Origin of the sequence: Faecalibacterium longum, from assembly GCF_040094125.1 — a bacterium.
In the GTDB taxonomy this organism is placed as follows: Bacteria; Bacillota; Clostridia; order Oscillospirales; family Ruminococcaceae; genus Faecalibacterium; species Faecalibacterium longum.
Window position 1 is genome coordinate 1 of sequence record NZ_JBBNIH010000097.1, and the last position, 17,965, is coordinate 17,965.

At 61.2% G+C, this 17,965-nt stretch carries 14 protein-coding genes; 4 read left to right on the plus strand and 10 right to left on the minus strand.

What is annotated here, in order from left to right:
* Window positions 1–300 precede the first annotated feature (300 nt).
* The 3 genes from AAAU26_RS03335 to pheS all read right to left on the minus strand — a co-directional run bounded on the left by AAAU26_RS03335 (window position 301) and on the right by pheS (window position 4,503).
* A complete protein-coding gene (locus AAAU26_RS03335; protein WP_149794314.1) occupies window positions 301–921 on the minus strand; it encodes an IMPACT family protein in 621 nt (206 codons plus the stop codon).
* Between the two features lie 129 nt (window positions 922–1,050).
* Entirely contained in the window at window positions 1,051–3,462 is a 2,412-nt protein-coding gene (gene pheT, locus AAAU26_RS03340; RefSeq protein WP_227618729.1) for a phenylalanine--tRNA ligase subunit beta, read from the minus strand.
* 18 nt (window positions 3,463–3,480) lie between these two features.
* Complete coding sequence (gene pheS, locus AAAU26_RS03345; protein WP_158397021.1) at window positions 3,481–4,503, minus strand: phenylalanine--tRNA ligase subunit alpha; 1,023 nt, start codon at window positions 4,501–4,503, stop codon at window positions 3,481–3,483.
* Window positions 4,504–5,202: 699 nt separating this feature from the next.
* Between pheS and AAAU26_RS03350 the strand changes: the two genes are divergently transcribed.
* Window positions 5,203–6,396 (plus strand): MFS transporter, encoded by a 1,194-nt coding sequence (locus tag AAAU26_RS03350; protein ID WP_227618730.1) that lies wholly within the window; start codon window positions 5,203–5,205, stop codon window positions 6,394–6,396.
* 363 nt (window positions 6,397–6,759) lie between these two features.
* Here the strand turns inward: AAAU26_RS03350 and AAAU26_RS03355 are convergent, their stop codons facing one another.
* The 4 genes from AAAU26_RS03355 to AAAU26_RS03370 all read right to left on the minus strand — a co-directional run bounded on the left by AAAU26_RS03355 (window position 6,760) and on the right by AAAU26_RS03370 (window position 12,153).
* Window positions 6,760–7,941 carry an FprA family A-type flavoprotein gene (locus AAAU26_RS03355; RefSeq protein ID WP_217211054.1) on the minus strand — a complete coding sequence of 394 codons (1,182 nt, stop codon included), beginning with the start codon at window positions 7,939–7,941 and terminating at the stop codon, window positions 6,760–6,762.
* A 297-nt stretch (window positions 7,942–8,238) separates the two neighbouring features.
* Window positions 8,239–9,597 (minus strand): DNA recombination protein RmuC, encoded by a 1,359-nt coding sequence (locus AAAU26_RS03360; protein ID WP_217211055.1) that lies wholly within the window; start codon window positions 9,595–9,597, stop codon window positions 8,239–8,241.
* Window positions 9,598–11,082, minus strand: coding sequence for a transglutaminase-like domain-containing protein (locus AAAU26_RS03365; RefSeq protein ID WP_227618731.1), 1,485 nt, complete (start codon window positions 11,080–11,082; stop codon window positions 9,598–9,600).
* Window positions 11,083–11,097: 15 nt separating this feature from the next.
* Window positions 11,098–12,153 (minus strand): alpha/beta hydrolase, encoded by a 1,056-nt coding sequence (locus tag AAAU26_RS03370; RefSeq protein WP_227618732.1) that lies wholly within the window; start codon window positions 12,151–12,153, stop codon window positions 11,098–11,100.
* Between the two features lie 146 nt (window positions 12,154–12,299).
* Here AAAU26_RS03370 and AAAU26_RS03375 point away from each other — a divergent pair, with 146 nt between their 5' ends.
* Window positions 12,300–13,097 carry a histidinol-phosphatase gene (locus AAAU26_RS03375; RefSeq protein WP_227618733.1) on the plus strand — a complete coding sequence of 266 codons (798 nt, stop codon included), beginning with the start codon at window positions 12,300–12,302 and terminating at the stop codon, window positions 13,095–13,097.
* Between the two features lie 91 nt (window positions 13,098–13,188).
* Entirely contained in the window at window positions 13,189–13,707 is a 519-nt protein-coding gene (locus AAAU26_RS03380; protein ID WP_227618734.1) for a GNAT family N-acetyltransferase, read from the plus strand.
* A 56-nt stretch (window positions 13,708–13,763) separates the two neighbouring features.
* Here the strand turns inward: AAAU26_RS03380 and AAAU26_RS03385 are convergent, their stop codons facing one another.
* From AAAU26_RS03385 to AAAU26_RS03395, 3 genes are all read right to left on the minus strand, one after another.
* Window positions 13,764–14,279, minus strand: coding sequence for an HD domain-containing protein (locus AAAU26_RS03385; RefSeq protein WP_158401278.1), 516 nt, complete (start codon window positions 14,277–14,279; stop codon window positions 13,764–13,766).
* Between the two features lie 34 nt (window positions 14,280–14,313).
* Complete coding sequence (locus AAAU26_RS03390) at window positions 14,314–14,739, minus strand: hypothetical protein (RefSeq protein ID WP_158388400.1); 426 nt, start codon at window positions 14,737–14,739, stop codon at window positions 14,314–14,316.
* A 102-nt stretch (window positions 14,740–14,841) separates the two neighbouring features.
* Window positions 14,842–15,621, minus strand: coding sequence for an alpha/beta hydrolase (locus AAAU26_RS03395; protein ID WP_227618735.1), 780 nt, complete (start codon window positions 15,619–15,621; stop codon window positions 14,842–14,844).
* Between the two features lie 295 nt (window positions 15,622–15,916).
* Here AAAU26_RS03395 and htpG point away from each other — a divergent pair, with 295 nt between their 5' ends.
* The gene (gene htpG / locus AAAU26_RS03400; protein WP_227618736.1) at window positions 15,917–17,845 is read left to right on the plus strand and encodes a molecular chaperone HtpG; all 1,929 of its coding nucleotides are present in this window, start codon (window positions 15,917–15,919) and stop codon (window positions 17,843–17,845) included.
* Window positions 17,846–17,965: the final 120 nt, after the last annotated feature.

Below are 17,965 nucleotides of genomic sequence, written 5' to 3' on the forward strand. Positions count from 1 at the left end.
GTCTGCGCCTCTGGCGCAGCCACCTCCCCTATCGAGGGGAGGCTTTGGCATGTCGGTCAAGTTCCCACTGAACGAGCAAAGTTTATCTGTTTCGTGGACTGTAGTGCTCCGCTGTCCAGGGCAGCGGCAGCTTGACAAGGTGCGTTGCCCAGAAGCTGCTGCCCTCTGTAGCAAGGCCCGCCCTTTTGCGCCATATCGGACCTCGGGCGTCCAGTAGGAAGTGGCCCGGCTTGCCAATGGCTCCCCTACCAGGGGAGCTGTCTGCGAAGCAGGCTGAGAGGTTCTACCGGTAAAGCGCTCTTAAAACGCCGCATAGAACGGCTCGCTCACGGTGACATTGGCCGTGCCTCTTGTCAACTCCTGCAACTGCGTCAGCAGCGGCCCTTCGGTATGCTCCGGCATCTGCCAGCGGAGGGTGACTTTATCGGTGAACTCCGGTTCGGCCAGCTTGCCGCCCGCCGCCTTGATGAGCAGGTCTGCCCGCTCATAGAGGCCGTAGTCCACCGTCACATCCAGCGCCACCACGCTGCGCACCGTCACCACCTCGGCGGCTTCCAGTGCGCGGGACGTGGCTGTCGTGTAGGCCCGGACGAGGCCGCCGGTCCCCAGCAGCACGCCGCCGAAGTATCGTGTGATGACCACGATGAGGTCGGTCAGTCCGCTGTGCTGCAAGACCTCCAGGGCAGGCGTACCCGCTGTTTTGGCCGGTTCGCCGTCGTCGGAATAGCGCTCCCGGCTCCCCTCCCGCAGGCGGTAGGCATAGACATTGTGGCGGGCGGTGCGGTTGGCCGCGCGCACCTGCTCGAGGAAGGCCACGGCCTTCTCCTCGCTGTCTGCAAAGGAGAGCTGTGCAATGAAGCGGCTCTTCTTCTCTTCGTATTCTCCGATGGCTGTTCCCCGGATGGTGCGGTAATCCTCCACGCTGAATCCTCCTGCTGTGTTTATATATAAGATAAGTATAGCATAAATCGGCGCAAAGAAAAAGAAGCTGCTGCACAAAACACCGTGCAGCAGCTTCTCAGTCTTCATTTCCGGACGGGTGAAACAGTTTTAGCGGATCTCGATGCCCAGCTTGAACTTCAGGTTGCCCAGCACCTTCTTGACGGTGCGCTCCACCTGCTCGTTGGAAACTTCGGCAGCGGGGTCAGAGAGGGTCAGGGAGAAGGCCATGCTCTTCTTGCCCTCGCCAAGGTTTGCGCCGCGATAAATATCGAACAGCTTGACCTCCGTGATGAGGGGGCTTGCCTTCTTGATGGTCTCTTCGATGTCGCCGCAGGCCACAGCCTCGTCGCAGACCAGAGCCAGGTCACGCTTGACAGCGGCGTAGGGGCTCAGCGGCTTATAGCGCAGCTCACCCTCGACGCAGGACATCAGAGCCTCATAGTCCAGCTCGCCCAGATAGATGTTCTGGCTGTCCTTCTGCTCCTTGGCGATCTCCAGCTCCGCGTTGATCTCGTTGGCCAGCTTGCCGAAGACGCCCAGACGCTTGCCGTTGCAGTAGACGGCGGCGCTGATGCCGGGGTGGAGCCAGCTGGTGGTCTCACGCTGATAGGTGAAGGTCAGGTCAAAGCCCTCAGCCAGTGCTTCCAGAGCGCCCTTGACGGTGAAGAAGTCCTCTTCGGGGCCGAAGGCACCGATGCAGAGGGTCTGGCGCTCGTGGGGATGCTCGTTGATGGGCAGCTCCTTGGCAAGGTAGACGGGAGCCATCTCGAACAGACGGCCCTCAGCGTTGCCCTTCTTGAGGTTGTCCACGATGACGTTCAGCATGGACGGAGCCAGCAGGGTGCGCATGACGGACAGGTTCTCGCTGATGGGGTTCAGGATGCGGATGGCCTTGCGGGCCTCATCCTCCGCCGGGATATGGAGCATATCGAACTCGACATTGGAATAGAAGGCCAGCGTGGAAGCCTCATAGAAGCCCTGTGCGGCCAGCAGACGCTTGGTCTTGAGCTGCTGCTTCTGCTCATAGTTCAGACCGCCGTTGGTGACAGCGGCAGTGTTCAGGAAGGTGGGTACGATGTGGTCATAGCCGTACTCACGGATGACTTCCTCGGCCAGGTCGGGGAAGCTCTCCACATCCTCACGGTAGAGGGGTGCAGAGACGTCCCAGCTGCCGTCGGCCTGCACGTCCACGGTGAACTCAAGGCGCTTGAGGATGTCGATCATGGTCTGGTCCGGCACGGTGATGCCCAGCACGCCGCAGATCTTGGCCGGGGTGGTGACGATGTGCTTGCGCTCGAGAGGACGGCCATCGGTCAAATCGTATTCCAGCGTGGTAATGTCGCCGCAGTCCAGCTCCTGGATGAGGTGCAGGGCGCGGGCAAGGCCCAGCTCGGGAGAGTGGCGGTCAACGCCCTTCTCGTAGCGGGCGGAAGAGTCGCTGTTCTGACCCAGAGCGCGGCTGGTCTTACGGACGGAGTCGCGGGCGAAGGTAGCGCACTCGAAGAGCAGGCTGGTGGTGTTGTCGTCCATGCCGGAGTTTGCACCGCCCATGATACCGGCCAGAGCGACCGGCTTCTCTGCGTCGCAGATGACCAGATTGTTGGGGTTCAGGGTGAACTCCTTCTCATCGAGGGTGGTGATCTTCTCGCCTTCCACGGCGCGGCGGACGGTGATGCTGCGGCCGGCGACCTTGTTCAAATCGAAGGCGTGCATGGGCTGGCCCATCTCCAGCAGGGTGTGGTTAGTAATATCGACCACATTGCTGATGGAGCGCAGGCCGCACAGAGCCAGATGGCGCTTCATCCAGCGGGGAGACTCGCTCATCCGGATATTGCGGACGTAGTGTGCCATGTAGCGGGGGCAGAGGTCCGGAGCCTCCACCTTCACGCTGATCGGCTCGTCGGCGTCGCAGACGGTGTTGTAGTCCATGGCGGGCATGTGCAGAGGCTTGCCGAGGATGGCGGCCACCTCGCGGGCGATGCCCAGCACGGACTGGCAGTCGGGACGGTTTGCGGTGATGGAGATGTCGAAGATGTAGTCATCCAGACCCACCACAGGGGCGATGTCGGTGCCGGGGACGGAATCCTCTGGCAGGATGAGCAGACCGTAGACCTCAGAGCCCGGGAACAGGTCATCGTTCAGGCCCAGCTCCTCGCCGGAGCAGAGCATGCCGTTGGACTCGACGCCCTGCATCTTGCGGGCCTTGATCTTGATGCCGCCGGGCAGGGTGGAGCCGTCCAGGGCGGCAGGCACGCAGTCGCCCAGCTTCATGTTCGCCGCACCGGTGCTGATGCGGATGTCGTGGCCATACTCGCCGCAGTCCACGACGCACTTGGTCAGATGGGTGCCTTCCTGAGGCTCCATCTCCACGATCTTGCCCACGACGACCTTGCTGATGCCGGCGTCCAGCGGGATGAGTTCCTCGACTTCAAAGCCGCAGGAGAAAAGCTTTTCTTCAAGCTCCTGTGCGGTAACGTCAATATCGACGAATTCTTTTAACCAACTGAAAGGTACTTTCATTGTTTGCTCTCTCCCCTCTTATTCGTGGAACTGCTTGAGGAACTGCAGGTTGTTCTCAAACATCAGGCCGATGTTGTTGATGCCGTACTTCAGCATGGCGATGCGCTCGATGCCGATGCCGAAGGCGAAGCCGGAGTACTCATCCGGGTCGATGTTGCAGTTCTCGAGGACTTTGCGGTTGACGACGCCGCCGCCCAGCACCTCAATCCAGCCGGTGTGCTTGCACAGGGGGCAGCCCTTGCCGTGGCACTCGAAGCAGCTCACATCCACCTCGACGCTGGGCTCCGTGAAGGGGAAGTAGGAGGGACGCAGGCGGGTGCGGGTGTCGGCACCGAACATCTTCTGCACGAAGGTGTTCAGAGCGCCCTGCAGGTCGCCCAGCGTGATGCCCTTATCCACGACCAGACCTTCCATCTGGTGGAACATGGGGCTGTGGGTAGCGTCGGAGTCAGAGCGGAAGACGCGGCCCGGGATGAGCACCTTGATGGGAGGTTTCTGGCTGTCCATGGTGCGGATCTGGCCGCCGGAAGTCTGGGTGCGGAGCAGGAACTCATCGGACAGGTAGAAGGTGTCCTGCATATCGCGGGCGGGATGGTCCTTCGGGACGTTCAGGCGGGTGAAGTTGTGGTCGTCGTCCTCGATCTCGGGGGCGTCTGCCACAGCAAAGCCCATGCCCGAGAAGACGTCGATGATCTGGTTGGTGACGAGGGTCAGGGGGTGCAGACCGCCCACGGCGCGGGTCTTGGCGGGCAGGGTGATGTCCACCGTCTCGGCGGCGTTGCGGGCAGCAAGCTCAGCCTGCTTCACCTTGTCGGCAGCGGCATCATACTCGGCCTGCACCTTGGCCTTCAGTTCGTTGATGATCTTGCCCATGGCCGGCCGCTCCTCGGGGGCGACAGAGCGCAGATTCTTCATCAGGGCAGGGATCTTGCCGTTCTTGCTCAGATATTCCTGCCAGAAAGTTGCCAGCGTTTCTTTGGAAGAGACCTGGCCCAGGCTCTCTTCGGCCTGCTTTGCCAGCTCGTCGATCATTGCTTGCATGGATGTTCTCTCCTTCTCATTCGTGTTGTTCAGCGGACAGCAAAAAAGCTCCGTCCCCTGCCCCGGCCTCCTGAAAGGCCCGGCAAAAGGGACGAAGCTCATAAAATTCACAGCTCCGCGGTACCACCCGGTTTCCGCCCGGCTCTTTCGCAAGCCGCGCGGCGCTCAAAACGCCGTAACGGGGCGCACCGTCCGGCCCTACTGTCGTTCAGGCCGACCGCTCGGGAGCGAACTTCAGCCTGCGTCCGCGCGGAAGCCCTCTCAGCCGGTGAAGCTTCTCTCTTTGCTGCGGTGCGCCTGCCTACTCTTTCCGTCGCTGCGTTTGGAGTATTCAGGTCGTGGTCATTTTGATAACCGAGAATCATCTTATCACATTTTGGGGCGGTTTGCAAGCACAGCGGGCAGATTTTAAGGAATATCCGCATTTTTCTTGCTTTTCAGTCGTTATCATGGTATGCTGAACTCAGCGCTTTACTGAAAGGAGGGTACACCTGCGATGGGTTGGAACGGCTGCGTTTTCTTCAAAAAAGGAAACCCCTAAGCTTTTCCGGCTCGAAGTGTACCCTTTTATACCTTTCAGCAGAGCGTGGAGCATGATCTATGCGCCCCGCAGCTTTGCTATGGGGCGCTTTTGTTTTGCGCAGAAATATATAAAAAGGATACACATTTCTATCCATAATAATAGAAAGGGTGTTCCCCATGAACTTGAAAAAGCAGCTTGCCTGCATCTATACCAACAACTTCTTCTCCGGCCTGCGCATCACCGACGCCGTGTGGGTGGCGCTGCTGGCCGCGCGGGGCTTCTCGCTGTGGGAGATCGGCGTTGCCGAGAGCGTGTTCCACATGGTCAGCCTCACCTTCGAGGTGCCGAGCGGCATGGCGGCGGACCTGCTGGGCCGCAGGAAGACACTCGTGGCCGGCGGGGTCTGCATGGTGCTCTCCAACCTCCTGATGGCCTTTGCGCCGGACCTGTTTTTCATCTGCCTGGCGATGGCGCTGAGCGCACTGGCCAACGCCATGTTCTCCGGCACCGCCTCGGCCCTGACTTACGACAGCCTCAAGCAGTGCGGACGGACAGACGACTACCTCCGGGTCTCCGCCAACTGCTCCCAGCTCTCCATGCTGGCCACGGCTGTGGGGTCCCTCGCCAGCACGCTGGAACGGTTTCTCCGCTTTTCCGGTTTCTACCTGCTGAGCGCCGCCTTTGAAGGCACTGCCGCTGCCGCCACCGCCCTGATGACCGAGCCCATCGTCACCGAGACGCAGGCCCGCCGGGAGAAGCAGACCTTCCGCGACCTGCCCGGCCAGCTCGCGCGGCTGGTGCGGGACAGCATCACCGCTCTTCGCGCCACCCCGCTGGCGGCAAAGCTCATCGTCTCTGCCGCTGTCCTCTGCATCCCCAGCTACCTGACCAAGATGTTCGTCCAGCAGCGGCTCATCGAGCTGGGCTGGCCCACAGCTCTGCTGTTCGTGCCAATGCTGCTGAGCGGGCTTGCCTCCATGCTGGGCGTTGAAGCGGCCCGGCGGCTCCATCCGAAGAGCCTGCGGCGGTTTTACGCCGTCTGCGCCCTGCTCTGCGGCGGGGGCTGCGCGCTGGTGGGTGCCGCCCCGGCGCTGGGTTGCATCTTCGGCTGTATGCTGGTGCAGGGCGTCATCGACGCCTACCTCCTGCACGAGGACCAGAAGCTCAACGACATCATCCCCAGCGACCAGCGTGCCACCCTCATCAGCGTGGACAGCATGGTCTACAGCCTGCTCATGATACCCGCCAGCCCTTTCGTGGGCGCGGTGGGCGACGCCTTCGGGCAGGCCGGTGCGGGCCTTGCCGTGCTGGGCGTCCTCGTGGCGCTGACCGGCGCGGCGGCGCTTGGCCGAAAGACGCGCGCCTCCTGAGCAAAAAACGCACTGCCGGGTTTCTTGACAGCTGCCCGGCAATGCGCTATAATAACGATAGAAAAGGCACTGTGACAAGCGGTTTGGCCTCTTCAATGGTTTAGATTTCTTTTTCCGAAACCGTCACCTTGGCAGAGGTGGCGGTTTTACTTTTTGATTCGCAGTGTGAACGTGAGTCCAAACAAGTGAAACGTCAAAGTAATCGGCATCTTCTCACCCCCTTTCGGAAGTGAGAGACCAAACCGCCTGCCGTATGTACAGTGCCTTACCGCCTTGCGGCGGCAGTATCAGTGTATCATAAACACTGACAGAAAACAAGAAAATCCCCCACGAAAGTGGGGGATTTCCTGTTTCTACTCGTTTTTACTTACTCAGCAGCTCATCCACCATCGCGTCCATCTGCGCCTCAGCGGCGGCGTTGGAAGCAGAGCGGAGGGTCACGACGGTGTCGCAGACGGTGATGTTCTTCATGCCGTCCAGCTCGGCGCGCATGAGCTTTGCAGCCATAGGCGCCCAGGTGCCGTTCTCCATCAGGGCGATGGTGCGGCTCTGGAATGCCTTGGTCTTGAGGTGGGCCAGCAGGTTCTCCATCGGCGGGAAGAGGAAGCCGTCATAGGTGGCGCAGGCCAGAACGGTCTTGCCGCAGCGGAAGGCTTCGGTGACGGCGTAGGAGACGTCGGTGCGGGTCAGATCCATCTCCACCACCTTGGCACCCTTGGCGCGGAGCTTCTCGGCCAGAATGTGGGCGGCGGCGCGGGTGTGGCCGTGGATGGAGGCGCTGGCGACCAGTACCTTCTCCGGCTCTTCGGCCTTGTAGCTGGACCACAGATCGTAGTAGTTCAGGTACTTGCCAAGGTCGCCGGTGAGGACGGGGCCGTGGAGCGGGCAGATGGTCTTGATGTCCAGCGCAGCGGCCTTTTTCAGCAGAGCCTGCACCTGTGGGCCGTACTTGCCCACGATGTTCAGGTAGTAGCGGCGGGCCTCGCTGGCCCAGTCGGCCTTCTCGTCGAACTTTGCCACCGCGCCGAAGCGGCCAAAGCCGTCGGCGGAGAAGAGGACTTTTTCGGTGGACTCATAGCTCACCATGACCTCGGGCCAGTGGACCATGGGTGCGAACACGAAGGTCAGGGTGTGGGCGCCCAGCGAAAGGCTCTCGCCGTCCTTCACGACGACGCGGCGCTCCTTGGCGATGGCCTCTGCGCCGAAGAACTGCTCCATATACTGGAAAGTCTTGGCGTTGCCCACCACCTGCATCTCGGGGTAGAGGGCGGCGAGGCGGGCCACATTCGCGCCGTGGTCAGGCTCCATGTGGTGGACGACGAGGTAGGCGGGCTTCTCCCCTGCCAGTGCCTCGGTGACGTTTGCCAGCCACTCGTCGGTAGCGCGGTCGTCCACGGTGTCGAGGATGGCGATCTTCTCATCCCGGATGACGTAAGAGTTGTAGCTGACGCCGGTAGGGACCGGGTACTGGCTCTCAAACAAATCGATAGTGGTATCGTCCACGCCCACGCCCAGAATGGCGCTGCTGATGTTCTTTACGCTCATAAGCACATTTCCTCTCTGTTATTGGTGTGTATGGTCTGCCATGGCTGGCAATTATTTTAGCAATCGTTCTCAGTATAGCACAGTCTGCCGCCTTCGTCAACTATTTATCAGGCCGGATGGCCGAATGACGTTCTACTGCGGTAGATTATGTGGCAAAGTGACAAAATAATAATACAGATACGTTATATTTCCCCACTTTGCCAACTTGGCAAAGTGCTCATATCTGGCAAAGTGGTCAGTTTGCCAGCTCAGGCCAGTTTGCCACCCTGGCAAAGTGCATTTTTGACCGTCACTACGTCAATATTCTCCCACTTTGCCAGATGTCTCGCTGGTCTCAGAGAGTGCTTTCGGCAGCTCGTTCATATCGTCTATCTCGAGCAGGGCGCTGGCGCTGGCCTCGTCGAGGCTCTGGACGCTGCGCAGCTTCCGGCTGATGGCCCGGCTGCGGACGCCGATGAGCTGGTCCAGCTCTTCGTCGGTCTGGCGCAGACGCTGCTGCATCTTGGCGAGGCCCTGCCCGAACTTGTCGAACTCCGTCTTCACCGCGCCCAGCAGCTGCCAGACCTCGCCGGAGCGCTTCTGGATGGCGAGGGTCTTGAAGCCCATCTGCAGGCTGTTCAGCAGGGCTGCCATGGTGCTGGGGCCTGCCACGTTGACCTGATAGTCCCGCTGCAAGACCTCCAGCAGCCCCGCGTTCACCACCTCGGCATACAGGCCCTCAAAGGGCAGGAACAGGATGCCGAACGCCGTGGTATAGGGCGGCTCGACGTACTTTTCCCGGATGTCTCTGGCCTCGCTGCGGAGCACCAGCTCGAGGGCGTGGCGGGCATCCTCCACGGCCTGCGCGTCGCCGGAAGCGTAGGCGTCCTGTAAGTGGGCGTAGGTGTCACCGGGGAACTTGGAGTCGATGGGGAGCCAGACGCTGCCGCCGTCGGCACCCGGCATCCGGATGGCGTATTCCACCCGCTGGGTGCTGCCCGGGATGGTGGCGACGTTGGTGTCATACTGCTCCGGGGCGAGGATCTCTTCCAGGATCGCGCCCAGCTGGATCTCGCCGAGGATGCCGCGGGTCTTGACGCCCGAGAGCACCTGCTTCAGGCCGCCCACGTCGGCGGCGAGGGACTGCATCTCGCCAAGGCCCTTGTACACCTGCTCGAGCTGCTGGTTGACGGCCTTGAAGCTTTCCGTCACCCGCTTCTGCAAAGCGTCCTGAAGCTGCTCGTCCACCGTGTGGCGTATCTCGTCCAGCTTGCGGGTGTTCTCAGCCTGCAATGCCGTCATGCTCTCGACCATGGCGCGGCGCAGCTGCTCCATCTGCTGGTTGTTGGCCTGCTCGAGGCTCTGCAGACGCCGCTCCAGGATGCGCTGCTGGCTGTCCTGCCCCTGACCGAGGGTGGTGCTCATGCTCTGCACAGCCGTCTGCAGCGTCTCGCTGACGCTGCGGATGGCGGCGTAGTTCTGCTGGGCGATGGCGTCCTGACGGGCGTTGAACTCTCTGGCCTGAGCGGCCAGCTGCTCTTCGAGCCAGTCTTTCAGCTCTTCGCAGTCGGCTTCGTCCAGCCCGCCGGTGGGGCGTCCGCTGCGGAAGAGCAGCAGCGCCATCATCAGGCAGATGGCCACCAGCAGGACGGTATACAGCATTGCGAGAAATTCCATTTATTCTACTTCCTCAAACTTCAAAACTTCTTTGGTGGTCACGGTATCGTCACCGTACAGGCCCACGCCGTCGGCCTCCATCTCGCCGCTCTGGTTGTCGTAGGGGTCGCTGCGGAAACCCAGCATCGGCGGGTCGAAGGGCGCTTCAAAGGCGCTGTTTGCCACCATGCGGCCCGTATCCAGACTGCCGAAATAGTGGCGGCGGAGCACTTCATCGCCCCGGCGGGCCATGGAGGCACCGTAGGAGCAGTCGGCATACATCCAGCCCTTGGGGGCGACGTAGAACCGCGCCCAGTCGTGACAGCCCGCGTCCCCCGGGGCCACTGCAAAGCCGCTCTCCCACCGGGCCGGGATGCCCGCGATGCGGCAGAGGGTGATGAAGGTCAGCGCCATGATGCCGCAGTCTCCCCGGCGGCTGCGGGCGCAGTTCTCGGCGATGGACTCATGGACGAAATAGGATGGCTGGAAGTGATACCGGACATTCAGGGTGACATAATCGTAGATGCGCTTAGCCTTCTCCGCCGGGCTGGTGATGCCCTCGGTGAGCTGAGCCGCCAGCGCCCGCAGGTAGGGCGTAAAGACGATGTGGGGCGCTTCCTCGCCGGTGTAGAGATCGGGCTGCTCCGCGTCGGGCGTGAAGGAAAGCGGGTCGGCATAGACTGCCGTCTCCCGGTAGCTGTACTCGGCCCCGAAGGTGCGGTTCTCGGTCAAGTCGGCCTCCCAGCAGACGGTGCGCTGGGGCGCGTCCTCGGCGGCGATATGGCCGGGCGTCTCGGTGAAGCGGTCCAGCGTGATATGGCTCTGGGACGGGCAGGCGGCAGGCAGAGCCAGCCATGCCCGGACGTGGACGGCGTCTCTGCCCTCGGCTTTCGCCTTTTCCAGCGCGGCGGCGAAGGCTTCGTCGGACATCCGGATGCTGGTGCGGAGGGTGATGTCGGCGCTGGCGCTCCCCTCCCGCTCCATCTTCTCGTGGAGGCGGTGGCGCTCTTCGTTCTTGTTGTTGGGGGCGTCCGGCGTCAGCTTCCGGGCGGCGAGGTCGGCGTGGGTAGCCAGCAGCGTCTCGGCGAACCGGGCCTGATACCGCTTCTCCCCTTCCACGAACCTCCAGTCCATCCGACCCTCCCAGTCGAGCTTCTTAAATTCCTCTGCGGTGAAGTCCTTGACCCGCTCCTGCATCCGGGCGATGGCCTCAGCTTCCGTCCAGCAGTATTCCCCGGGCAGCCGGCGCATGATCTCCTTCTGGACGGTCAGGGCCTCCCGCAGGGCGTCCACACCGTGGGGCGTGGGGTTCTCGGGCGGGACATACCCCTCCGGCGGGGCGATGCCGTTGGACGCCGGGCCGTTCTGAGTTTTTGTCCAGTCCTCGGCCAGCAGCCGGTCGATGCGGGCGATGGCCTCCTGATAATATCCGGCCGCTTTCAGCCGGGCGATGTCGTCGGGCAGGCCCACATTCAGGCTGCGGATCGATCCATTCCAGTCGTACATAATCTTTTCCTCCTGTTATTCCGAAACGCTCTGCCAGAACTCGGCAGCACGTTCCACCCAGTCCTCGGCGTCCGTTCCCACGCCGATGCCGATGCCGTGTTTGGCGTTGTCGTAAACTTCCACCCGGTTGGGGACGCCGCTGGCTTCCAGTGCCTTTGCAAGGGTCGGCCCCTGCAGGGGGTAGACGAAGGCTTTCAGCATGAGGTCATTCCTGCCGTACCACAGGAAGGTGGGCGGATAGTCCGGCGTCACCAGCTTCGAGACGGTGTAGGAATAGTAGCGTCTTTCCAGCCGGTCGGTATCCATCAGGAGATGGTAGGCAGGCTTTGCCCCAAAGAAGTTGTTGATGGGGTAGGCCAGCAGCAATACGCCGGGCTTCGGCACACCGTAGCGGCCCCAGCCCTTTTCCTCATTGCCGAAGACGCCTGCGATCTGTCCGCCGGAGGAGTAGCCCAGCAGGGCATAGTCTTCCGTAGAGACGCCGAAGGTGTCGGCATTGTCCATCACGAAGCGGATGGCCCGGGCCAGGTCTTCCAGCGGAGCGTCGTCCCCGGCCTCCCATCCGATGCGGTAGCGCAGCGAGAAGACGGCATAGCCCTGCTCATGCAGCTCCCACGCCGTGGACACGCCGCCCCGCAGCTCGCCGCTGTAGTAGAGCGAGTTGCCCGACAGCACGATGGCAAACTTGGCTCCCGGCTGTTGGGCCGGGCAGTAATACAGCTCCGCATGAGCGCGGGCAGGCACGGCGGCGATCTCCTCTTCCGAATAGAGCGGATAGGTCACCCGGGTGCCGTCGTGGTAGACCTGAGCCAGATAGTTGAGGCCCGCTGCGCAGGCTTCGGCGGAGGTCTTGCCGACCACCTCGGTCAGCGTCTCGTCGTCGCGGCTGGTGGAGAAAATTTCGCAGTCCCGCTCCCACACATAGGTGTATGTATAGAGGCCGCTGGCCTTGATGTCGGGGTCGTCGCGTATCTCCTTCATGGTGGTCTGGGGGGTGATGCTGGCTGCTGAAGCCGGGACGGCGAGGACACCAAGCATCAGCGCAGAGGCAGCGATTCGTTTCCAATCCATCTTCATTTCTCCTTTTTCAGAGCAGCCTTCATTGCATTTTTCGGCAAAGAGGTCTATAATAGTCCCTGCCCTGAACGGGTATTTACTCTATTGTATCACAATGGTGATGATTGTCAAAAAATTTCTGCCCAGGAGGGAGCCTTGTCATGCTGACCAATTACCACACCCACACCACCCGCTGCGGCCACGCCGAAGGCACCGAGGAGGAATACATCCTCACGGCCCTGCGCTGCGGCTTCAAGGTGCTGGGGTTTTCTGACCACACCCCCTGGGCCTACGCGACGCCGGGCTTCGTCAGCCGCATCCGGATGCTGCCCTCCCAGCTGGACGATTACGTCCTGACCCTGCGCGGGCTGCGGGAGAAATATGCCGACAAACTCCACATCCGCATCGGCCTCGAGGCGGAGTATTTCCCGGCCTATCTGGGCTGGCTCAAGGAAGAGATGGAGCGGCTGGGCATCGAATATCTCATCCTCGGCTGTCACTACGACACCACCGACGAGCAGGACGCCAAGGCCAGCCGCTTCGGCGGCAGCACCTCCACCGCCCACGGCAGGCGGTATGCCGAACAGGTGGTGGAAGCGCTGGAAACGGGGCTTTACCGGTATCTGGCCCACCCCGACCTCTTTTTGAACCGGGTGACGGCCTTCGACGCCGACGCCGAGAAAGCCTGCCGGGACATCTGTGCCACAGCGGCGCGGCTGGACATCCCCCTCGAGTACAACATGGCCGGACTGACTTTGCAGAACCGTCCCGACGGCTCTCTGGGCTACACCCGGGACGAGTTCTGGCGCATCGCGGCGGAGTACCCCGTCAAGGCCATCATGGGCTGCGACGCCCACGCTCCCTCGGAGCTGGACGTCGTCCCCTCCATCGAGGGAAAGAAAGCCTTCCTGCACAGCTTGGGCATCCCGGTGCTGGACACCCTGCCGGGGCTGGAATAAGCGGCCATTGCGCGGACGGGCTGCATCTGCTATACTGAGATAAGAGGAATGATGCAGGGCGCATTGGGGCGCTCTGCCGGGGAAGAATATCATGAGCAATATCACCATCCGGCCCATGGAGCCGGAAGACTGGAATGCTGTGTCCGAGATCTATTCAGAGGGCATCGCCACGGAGCACGCCACCTTCCAGACCACCTGCCCGCCCTACACGGCGTGGGATGCCTTTCACATCAAAGAATGCCGCCTCGTCATTCTGGACGGCGGCGAGCTGGCCGGTTGGGCCGCACTGCGGCGGGTAGACCCCCGCTGGTGCTACCGGGGCGTGGCCGAGGTGAGCATCTACGTCGGCGAGAAGTTCCGGGGCCGGGGCCTCGGCTCCCGCCTGCTGACGGCCCTCTGCGAAGAGTCGGAAAAAGAGGGCTACTGGACCTTACACTCCACCGTTTTGCAGGACAACACCGCCAGCCTCGGCCTCCACACGAAGTGCGGCTTCCGGGTGGTGGGGCGGCGGGAGCGCATCGCCCGGGACTGTCATGGCCGCTGGCTGGACACCTACCTGATGGAGCGCCGCGCCAAAGCCGACGAGCCTGTGGGGTACAAGAAATTATAAAAAATGAGCTGCTGCACGTTACGTACAGCAGCTCATTTTCGTATCAGGCAAAGCCTTTACCACTCGTTCTCCCCGGCATCGGTATCGGCCACCCGGGTGCGCTGGAACATACTTTCCAGCACGGCGCAGTATTTGTCGGCCAGGCAGACGATGACCGCCTCCCGGCAGGTGGGGACATGGCGGAAGGTCAGGGGCCACATATGGCTCGAAATGATGTTTTGCTCTTTCCTGGTGATGGCGAAGCAACGCTCGGCATTGACGCAGGCAGAGCCGGGATGGGCAAAGCCGTGCATCTCGAACAGGCGGCGCAGACCCCGGAAGGAACTGCGCTTGTGCCAGTCGTAGAGATAGAAGTCATGGAGAAAAGCCCCCACGGCCAGCGACGTCTCATCCGCGCCCAGATGGAAGCGGCGGTTGAGCCAGAAGCTCACCAGCACCACATTCTTGCAGTGCTGGTAGGTGGTCACATCGCCGTGCTGGATAAATTCCCGCATCCGCTGCACTTCGGGGTGCTGGTCATATTGGGCCAGAATGGTGGTGAGGCACTGACGCTCCGTATCAGAAAGCTGCATTGAAAAGTTCCCTTTCATAAAGAGGTTAAACCGATCAAGACCGCAGCTGCACCGGGTTGGAATTGCCGAAATTCTCGGCCTCGGTGGGGTTTGTGCGCTTGAGGTCCAGGTCCACGAGGTACTGCTTGCCGTCGCCCAGCTCCTCGAGCTGTGCCAGTTTTGCTTTGGCAGATGCTTCGTCCGGGTACCACTGGATGAGGAAGAAATTCTCCGCCTCCACGCCGTAATACAGCCACTGGCCGTCGGCCCGGAGCAGGTCGTCCAGATGGTCTACCTCGTCGCCGTCGGTCAGGCCGAGGCCCTCTTCCGCGTAGACGTTTTCCGGCTCCACCTGCAGCACTTCGATGACCTGAATGGCGCTCTGCAGATATTCGTCCTGAGCGATGCTCTTGTCGGAGAGCTCCCAGCCCGTCAGGAATGCCTGCATCAGCAGGTCTTTGACCGAGATCTTCTTTTCCATGTATGTTTCCTTCTTCCTCGTTTGTTTCCGCTGACCAGTATACGCTCAAATCTTGGGCAGGTCAACCATAAATTTATGAATTTTTTGTAGGAATGTCTAAATTTAACTCAATTTGAACCCCAACGTCTCCCCCAGCCACTCGAGGCAGAGAGCCACCCAATGGGCGCGGTGAGGGTCGGCGGCATCCACTTCGGCGGTACTGATGCTGGTGCCGTGAGCGCCCTTCTCGAACAGATGCGCCTCGCACGGCACGCCCGCCCTCCGCAGGGCGGCCAGCAGGAGAAGTGTGTTCTCCACCGGAACGGTCTTATCCTCCATGGTATGCCAGACGAAGACCGGCGGTGTGTCGGAGGTCACCTTATCCTCCAAGGTGAACGCCTGCTGTGCGGCAGCATCCTCGCTGCCCGCCAGCTGGACGAAGCTGCCCCGGTGGGCAAACTCCCCTGCCGTGACGACCGGGTAGCCCAGGATCACTGCATTGGGCCTCTGCTGGGCCGTCTCGCCCGGAATGTCCAGCACCGCGCCGGACAGGGCCAGATGTCCGCCCGCCGAGAAGCCGCAGACGGCGATCTTATCCGGCAGGATGTGCCACTCTCCCGCATTCTGCCGCAGCAGAGCCAGCGCTTCGTTCAGCTGTCGGAGAGGCCGGTAGTTCTGCGCCCCCTCCCCCACGCTGTAGGTCAGCACGGCGGTGTGATAACCCGCCGCCGCAAACTGCAGGGCCACCGGGTCGCCCTCCCGGGGGCTGACATGGTTGTAGCCGCCGCCCGGCACCACCAGCACCAAAGGCCGCTGCTTCACGGCGGGCATGGCGTCCAGCGACGCCCGCAGGGAAACCGTCAGCACACCGCCGCCTGCAAGTTCCAGCTCTATCTGCTGCATCTCTCATCCTCCTTATAGACAGGTCTGTCATTCCGGCCCATTATACGGCTTTGGCGCGGGAAAGTAAAGGCAGCTTCGGCCCCAAAAGGAAAGTTTTTTGAACTTTTTATGAAACCCCTTGATTTTTGTTTCTCAGCGGTGTATATTAGCACTCGAAAGTTGTGAGTGCTAAGTTTTCACGAGTGGTTTTCCGCTCCGTGTGCCGGCACTCTCCACAGGCAGATCCTGATGCGACACGCGCCCGGGCAGTTCCGCCGCCGGGACGCTAAAATCTGATAAAAAGAGGTTTTGTATTATGGCGAAAAAAGAATTTCAGGCCGAGAGCAAAAAGCTGATGGACATGATGATCAACTCCATCTACACCAACAAGGAAATTTTCCTGCGCGAGCTGATCTCCAACGCTTCGGACGCCATCGACAAGCTGTATTATAAGAGCCTGACCGACACTTCCGTCGGCATGAACAAAGGCGATTTCCGCATCCTGCTCACCCGCGACAAGGACAGCCGCACCCTGACCATCTCCGATAACGGCATCGGCATGACCCGGGAAGAGCTGGAGCAGAACCTCGGCACCATCGCCCACTCCGGCTCCCTCGACTTCAAGAAGGACAACCAGGACGAGAACATTGACATCATCGGTCAGTTCGGTGTCGGCTTCTACTCTGCCTTCATGGTGGCCGACAAAGTGACGGTCATCTCCAAGGCTTACGGCTCCGACGAGGCCTGGCAGTGGGAGTCCAGCGGTGCTGACGGCTATGAGCTTGAGCCTGCTGAGAAGGAGACTGCCGGTACCGACATCATCCTCCACATCAAGCCCGACACGGAGACCGACAACTACGATAACTTCCTCGACGAGTACGGCATCGTGGCCATCGTCAAGAAGTACAGCGACTATGTGCGCTACCCCATCCAGATGGAACGGGAGAAGAGCCGTCAGAAGCCCGAACCCGACCCCAAGCCCGACGACTACAAGCCCGAGTGGGAGACCTACACCGAGCTGGAAACTCTGAACAGCATGGTGCCTATCTGGAAGAAGCAGAAGAGCGAAGTCACCGACGAGGAGTATGCAAACTTCTACAAGGATAAGTTCAGCGACTACGCCGACCCCGCCCGCGTCATCGTGAGCCGCACCGAGGGTACTGCAAACTATAACGCCCTGCTCTTCGTGCCCAGCCACCGCCCCTATGACTTCTACACCAAGGACTACGAAAAGGGTCTGGCTCTGTACGCATCCGGCGTCCTCATCATGGAGAAGTGTGCCGACCTGCTGCCCGACTACTTCAGCTTCGTCAAGGGCATCGTGGACAGCCAGGATCTGAGCCTGAACATCAGCCGTGAGATGCTGCAGAAGGACAATCAGCTCAAGCTCATCCACAACGCTCTGGAAAAGAAGATCAAGAACGAGCTCCACGCCATGCTGGCCAACGACCGCGAGAAGTACGAGAGCTTCTGGAAGGAGTTTGGCCGTCAGCTGAAGTTCGGCGCATACTCCGACTACGGGATGCACGCCGAGCTGCTGCGCGACCTGCTGCTGTTCTGGTCTGCCAAGGAGCAGAAGATGGTCACTCTGCAGGAGTACGTGGACAAGATGCCCGCCGAGCAGAAGTACATCTACTTCGCCGCCGGCGACTCCACCGACCGTCTGGCAAAGCTGCCTGCCGCTGAGCTGGTCATGGACAAGGGCTATGACGTCCTGCTCCTGACCGAGGATGTGGATGAGTTCTGCCTGCAGATCATGCGCACCTATCCCCGCAAGGATGCCGAGGGCAAGGACGGCACCGTCGAGTTCAAGAACGTCAACAGCGGTGATCTGGGCCTTGAGACCGAGGACGAGAAGAAGGCCGCCGAAGAGGCTACCACCGCCAACAAGGCTCTGTTTGACGCCATGAAGGACGCTCTGGATGGCAAGGTCAAGGAGGTCAAAGTCTCCACCCGCCTGAAGGACCACCCCGTCTGCCTGTCCGCCGACGGCCCGCTGTCCATCGAGATGGAGAAGGTGCTGTCCAAGCAGCCCGGCAGTGAGGGCGTCAAGAGCGACAAGGTGCTGGAGCTGAACGTCAACCACCCCGTCTTCGCTGTGCTGAAAGCCGCACAGGAGGCTGGCGATACTGAGAAGCTCAAGAAGTACAGCGCTCTGCTCTACGCACAGGCACAGCTCATCGAGGGCCTGCCCGTGGATGACCCCGCCGCTTACGCCGAGGCCGTCTGCAGCCTGATGCAGTAATTTTTCCCTGTGTTCCCGGGCCGGAGGGCGCTGCTCCCTCGTCTTCCGCCTGACATCATAATTTTCTTCCCTTAATAAGAAGGCCGCGCTCCGCTGGAAAAGTGGATCGCGGCCTTTTCT